The sequence below is a fragment of the Streptomyces hygroscopicus subsp. hygroscopicus genome (assembly GCF_001553455.1).
GTDB classification, from domain to species: domain Bacteria; phylum Actinomycetota; class Actinomycetes; order Streptomycetales; family Streptomycetaceae; genus Streptomyces; species Streptomyces hygroscopicus.
The window spans coordinates 1-5,459 of sequence record NZ_BBOX01000356.1 but is presented as its reverse complement, the minus strand read 5'-3'; the positions used below and the strand labels follow the sequence as shown (position 1 = coordinate 5,459).

Genomic DNA, 5,459 nt, shown 5'->3' with positions numbered 1-5,459 from the left:
TGGTTCCCGGGTTGCGAACAGTCGCACCGGTGAATCAGTTCCACTTTATTCAATTGAAGAGTGTGCTTGTTCGCTAGAACCCGATAGGGTTTCGGTGGTCATTGCGTTAGGGAAACGCCCGGTTACATTCCGAACCCGGAAGCTAAGCCTTTCAGCGCCGATGGTACTGCAGGGGGGACCCTGTGGGAGAGTAGGACGCCGCCGAACAATCTTTGAAGGACCCTTGGTCCCAGCGTGCATGCTGGGACCAAGGGTCCTTTTTGTTTTTGCTGAGGCCCGCATCGGTGAGTCCGGTGCGGGAGACTGGCTGTAGTACAGAAGACAGGAGTCACGCCGATGTCCACCAACTCTCCCGACGACCGGTCGGGCCGCGAGCCGCGGCGCCGGGACGCCGGCGACCGGCGGGAGTTCCGCGGCTCCGGACCGCGCCGTGACGGCGGCCGTGGTGGTTTCCGCCGTGACGACCGCCGTGATGAGCGCCGTGACGACCGCAGGGATGATCGCCGGGACGACCGGCCGCGCGGACCGCGCCGCGATGACGACCGTGGCGGGTTCCGTCGTGATGATGACCGTGGCGGCTACCGCCGTGACGACCGGCGTGACGACCGCCGTGATGAGCGTCGTGATGATCGCAGGGACGACCGGCCGCGCGGGCCGCGGCGGGACGATGACCGCGGAGGCCGCCCCGGCGGCTATGGGCGCCGGGATGACCGGAGCGGCCGTCCCACCGGCCGTTACGACCGTCGGGACGACCGCCGTGATGATCGGCGGGCCGATCGTCGCGAGGAGCGTCGTGACGAGCGTCGGGACGACCGGCCGCGCGGGCCGCGTCGTGACGACCGCGACGGTGGGTTCCGCCAGGGGGGGTTCCGGCGGGACCGTGACGATCGGCCGGGCTTCCGCCGCGACGATGACCGTGGCGGCTACCGGCGCGACGACCGTCGGGATGAGCGGCGTGACGACCGTGGCGGGTTCCGTCGCGACGACCGTGACCGTGGCGGTCGGGGTGGCGGTGGCTACGAGCGCCGGGACGAGTGGCGCCGGGACGAGCGGGCTTCCTACCGTCGTGATGATGATCGTGCTGGGTTCCGGCGGGATGACGACCGCGGTGGGTTCCGGCGTGATGATCGTGACCGCGGTGGGTCCCGGGGTGATGACCGGGACCGCGGTGGGTTCCGGCGTGACGATCGGGACCGCGGTGGGTTCCGGCGTGACGATCGGGACCGCGGTGAGTTCCGGCGTGATGACCGGGACCGTGGCGGGTTCCGGCGGGACGACCGTCGGGATGAGCGTCGGGACGACCGGCCGCGCGGGCCGCGGCGCGATGACCGCGACGGTGGCTTCCGGGGCGGCCGTGATGACCGTGGGCCGCGTCGCCCGTACGGTCAGGGCCGGGGCCGGGACGACCGCGGCCCCGGTGGCGGTGGGTTCAAGCGCCGTGACGACCGCGCCGGTGGCTACGGGCGCCGTGACGACCGCGGGCGGGACCGTGACCGCGAGCCGATCAAGCGGCTGCCGATCCCCGAGGACGTCACCGGTGAGGAGATCGACAAGGACGTGCGGCAGGAGCTGATGAGCCTGCCGAGGACCCTTGCCGAGGATGTCGCGAAGAACCTCGTCATGGTCGCCAAGCTGTTGGACGACGAGCCCGAGCGGGCGTACCAGTACTCGCGTGTCGCCCTGCGGCTCGCTTCCCGGGTGGCCGCCGTGCGCGAGGCCGCGGGCTTCGCTTCGTACGCCGTCGGGAAGTACGCCGAGGCGCTCGCGGAGTTCCGCGCCGCGCGCCGGATGACCGGCAGCTCCGAGCTGTGGCCGGTGATGGCCGACTGCGAGCGCGGTATGGGCCGTCCCGAGCGGGCGCTGGCCATGGCCGGGGAGCCCGAGGTGCAGAAGCTGGACCGGGCTGGCCAGGTCGAGATGCGGATGGTGGCCGCCGGCGCCCGGCGCGACATGGGCCAGGCCGACGCCGCCGTCGTCACCCTGCAGAGCCCGGAGTTGGCCTCGAACTCCATCCAGCCGTGGACCGCCCGGCTGCGCTATGCGTACGCCGACGCGCTGCTGGCGGTCGGCCGCGAGGACGAGGCCCGGGAGTGGTTCGCCAAGGCGCTCGAGGCGGACCAGGGCGGGACGACGGACGCCTCGGACCGGCTCGCCGAGCTGGATGGGGTCGAGTTCTTGGACGCTCTCGACCCCGAGCAGGAGGTGGACGACGCTTCCCGGTCGGCCGGGGAGTCGCCGCTCGAGGAGCCCAAGGTCGAGGAGCGGGAGCCCGAGGCCGAGGGCCGGGACGAGGAGCCCGGGGGCGAGGTCCGGGGTGAGGAGCAGGAGGGCGAGGTCCGGGGCGAGAAGCCCGAGGCCGAGGCCGGGGAGGCCACGTCCGGCGAGGACGAGGACCAGGGCGCCGGGGTCCAGGAGGAGGATGTCGAGCGCGTGGCGGAGGCGACATCCGAGTCCGAGGCTGAGCCCAAGGCTGAGTCCGAGGCCGAGCCCAAGGTGGAGGCCGAGGCCGAGGCCGAGTCCGGAGCTGAGCCCAAGGCCGAGATGGAGTCCGAGCCCAAGACTGGATCCGAGGCCGAGTCCGGAGCTGAGCCCAAGGCTGAGTCCGAGACTGGGTCCGAGGCTGAGCCCAAGGTCGAGCTCGAGGCTGAGCCCAAGACTGGGCCCGAGGCTGAGCCCAAGGGCGAGTCAGAGGCCGGGGCCGTGTCCGAGGATCGGGCTCGGAAGGACGGCGGCGACAGCTGACGCCAGGCGTGGGGGCGGGATCCCGAGGGCCCGCCCCCACGCGCGTATCCGGGTCCGGGCCGCCAAGTCCAGCGGTAATGAGTCCGGCTGGCGCCCGCCCCACGCGCGTATCCGGTACCGGACGGCTCAGCCCAGCGTCAGGCTCCGCAGCACCAGCCCCGTCGCCGGTTTCGGCCCGAAGGACGTCGACTTGTGCGGCATCGCGATGCCCTGTCGCGCCAGTTCGTGCACGACGTCCTCGGACACCGGGTGCATCAGCACCGCCGTACCGCCGAGCCGCTCCGCCTGCTCGACGGCGGCCACCGGATCGTGGATGTAGCCGATGTCTTCGGGCGTGTCCGGGACGTTCCACAGCTGGTCCAGCAGGACGTGGTGGAGCACCGTCGCGTCCAGCGTCCGCCACGCCTGCGGCCGTCCCTGGGGGACCGTACGGGCCAGCAGCTCCGGGTCCGGCCGGTCCAGGAGGTGGAAGCGGCCGTCCCCGGCCACCAGGAAGGCATTCCGCGCGCCGGGCTCGGCGCCCGCCGGCGCGGTGGCGGCCTCGGCGAGCCTCTCCAGGGCGTGCGGGAGGGGCCCGTCGATCTCGCGCACGCGGAAGGCTCGCCGGGCCACCGGGAGCGCCTTGTCCGGCGGCAGGCGACGCAGCAGCCGGTGGATGGCCCGGACCCGGAGGGGGTAGCGGGCGGTGTCCACGAGCAGGACGAGTCCGAAGTCCCACGGGCCGGGCTCCCGCCGCTCCTCGCGCAGCCGCAGATAGGTGGCCCAGCGGTGGTGGCCGTCGGCGATGAGGGCCTGGTGGTGACGGAGGTCGGCGGCGACCGCCACGAGGTCGGCGGGGTCCGTGACGCGCCACAGATGGTGGTGGACGCCGTCCTCGGTGGTCGTGGAGAGCAACGGCTCGTGCTGGATGGCGCGTTCGATGACCTGCGCGGCCCCGCCGGTCCCTTTCTCGGCGGCTGCGTTCTTCGAGGTTCCGTTCCCCGAGGTTTCGTTCCCCTCGCCTCCATTGCCGTTGCCGCGGTAGGCGAGCAGCAGCGGCTCCAGGTGGGCCGCGGTGGCGCGCATCAGATCGGCGCGGTCCTCGACGACATGCGGCATCACCTCCTCGTGGGGGAGGACGATGCCCTCCTCACGCGGGCTCAGCCGCAGCGCGCCGATCAGTCCGCGCTGGAGCGTCCGGCCGTCGCGCTGCTCGTAGACGTAGAGCGCGGGTTCCGGGTCCGGGGCGAGGACTCCTTCGGCCTGCCAGCGGCGCAGCGTCTCGGCGGCCTGGCGATGGCGGTCGGCGGGGCTCCCGGCCTGCGGCAGGATCAGCCGGACGATGTTGTACGGGTCCGCCGTCTCGAGCCGGCGCAGGCCATCGGGCCGAACGACCACGTCGTAGGGCGGTGAGGTGACGGCGGCGAGGCTGCCGACCCGTTCCGCGACATAGCGCAGCCCCCGGAAGGGGGTGAGCTGCAGACCTTGTCCGCCAGGCCCTGGAATGCTCATCAGTGAATGTTATGCCCCGCACGGCGATAAGCGATGATCGGGGGAGAAGCGCACAGATCTGCGAGGAGTGGCCCCATGAACCAGCCCGTCCGCACCCGGCCCGAGTCCAGCCGGCGCGCGCTGAACGAGGCGTACGACACGGCACTGCTGGACCTCGACGGGGTGGTGTACGCGGGCGGCGAGGCCATTGAGCATGCCGTGGAGTCGTTGGTCACCGCGCGGGACGGCGGGATGCGGCTGGCGTATGTGACCAACAACGCGCTGCGGACGCCGGAGGCGGTGGCCGTGCATCTGACGCGGCTGGGGGTGCCCGCCGCGCCCGACGATGTGATCACCTCCGCACAGGCGGTCGCCCGGCTGATCTCCGAGCAGCTGCCGCGGGGGGCGCGGGTGCTGGTGATCGGCGGGGAGGGGCTGCGGGTGGCGCTGCGCGAGCGCGGGCTGACGCCGGTGGACTCGGCGGACGACGACCCGGCGGCAGTGGTGCAGGGGTACGGCGGGCCGGAGATGCCCTGGGCACGGCTGATGGAGGCCGGGTACGCGGTGGCGCGCGGGCTGCCGTGGTTCGCCTCCAACCTGGATCTGACGATTCCCAGCGGGCGGGGCATCGCACCGGGCAACGGGGCGGCGGTGGAGGTCGTGCGCATCGTGACGGGCGCGTCCCCGCAGGCCGCGGGGAAGCCGCTGCCGCCGATGCACCGGGAGACGATCCTGCGGACCGGCGCCCGGCGGCCACTGGTGGTCGGGGACCGGCTGGACACCGATATCGAGGGCGCTGACGCGGGCGGGGTGGACTCGCTGCTCGTGCTGACCGGAGTGACCACGCCCGCCCAGCTGCTGGCCGCCGAGCCCAAGCACCGGCCGACGTACGTGGACAGGGACTTGCGGGGGCTGCTCACACCGCAGCCCGAGGTGGCGCACGACGAGGCCTCGGACGGGTTCCGGTGCGGCGGCTGGGTCGCGCGGGCCGAGGAGGGCGCGCTGGTGCTGACGGGGGAGGGCGATGAGCCGCTGGACGGTCTGCGGGCGCTGTGCGCGGCGGCCTGGGCCGAGGCGGGGGACGCTGTGAGCGAGGCGGACGCGGGGAAGGCTCTGGCTCGGCTGGGGCTGTGAGCGGACTCGTCTTCCGGGGCCCGCGGGATGCGGTTTCCGGGGCTGCGGGGTGCGGTTTCGGGGGCCGCGGGGTGCGGCCTGTCTCGCAGGGGGTACGGCTGGTGAGGTGCTCG

Annotated in this window: 2 protein-coding genes, 1 rRNA gene and 1 pseudogene; 3 read left to right on the top strand and 1 reads right to left on the bottom strand. The window is 73.0% G+C overall.

Annotation, left to right across the window (positions count from 1 at the left end):
* The first annotated feature begins 90 nt into the window (after nucleotides 1–90).
* Both rrf and AXW62_RS45210 read left to right on the top strand, forming a co-directional pair.
* Nucleotides 91–207, top strand: a 5S ribosomal RNA gene (gene rrf / locus AXW62_RS30990).
* Nucleotides 208–1,557: 1,350 nt separating this feature from the next.
* A pseudogene (locus tag AXW62_RS45210) lies at nucleotides 1,558–2,197 on the top strand (tetratricopeptide repeat protein); the annotation flags it as partial.
* 671 nt (nucleotides 2,198–2,868) lie between these two features.
* Here AXW62_RS45210 and AXW62_RS30975 read toward each other — a convergent pair.
* Entirely contained in the window at nucleotides 2,869–4,233 is a 1,365-nt protein-coding gene (locus AXW62_RS30975) for a DUF1015 family protein (protein WP_060947419.1), read from the bottom strand.
* Between the two features lie 75 nt (nucleotides 4,234–4,308).
* On the opposite strand from AXW62_RS30975, the gene AXW62_RS30970 reads away from it, so the two are divergent.
* On the top strand, nucleotides 4,309–5,346 hold the full coding sequence (locus AXW62_RS30970; protein WP_060947418.1) for an HAD hydrolase-like protein: 1,038 nt from the start codon (nucleotides 4,309–4,311) through the stop codon (nucleotides 5,344–5,346).
* The last annotated feature ends 113 nt before the right edge of the window (nucleotides 5,347–5,459 follow it).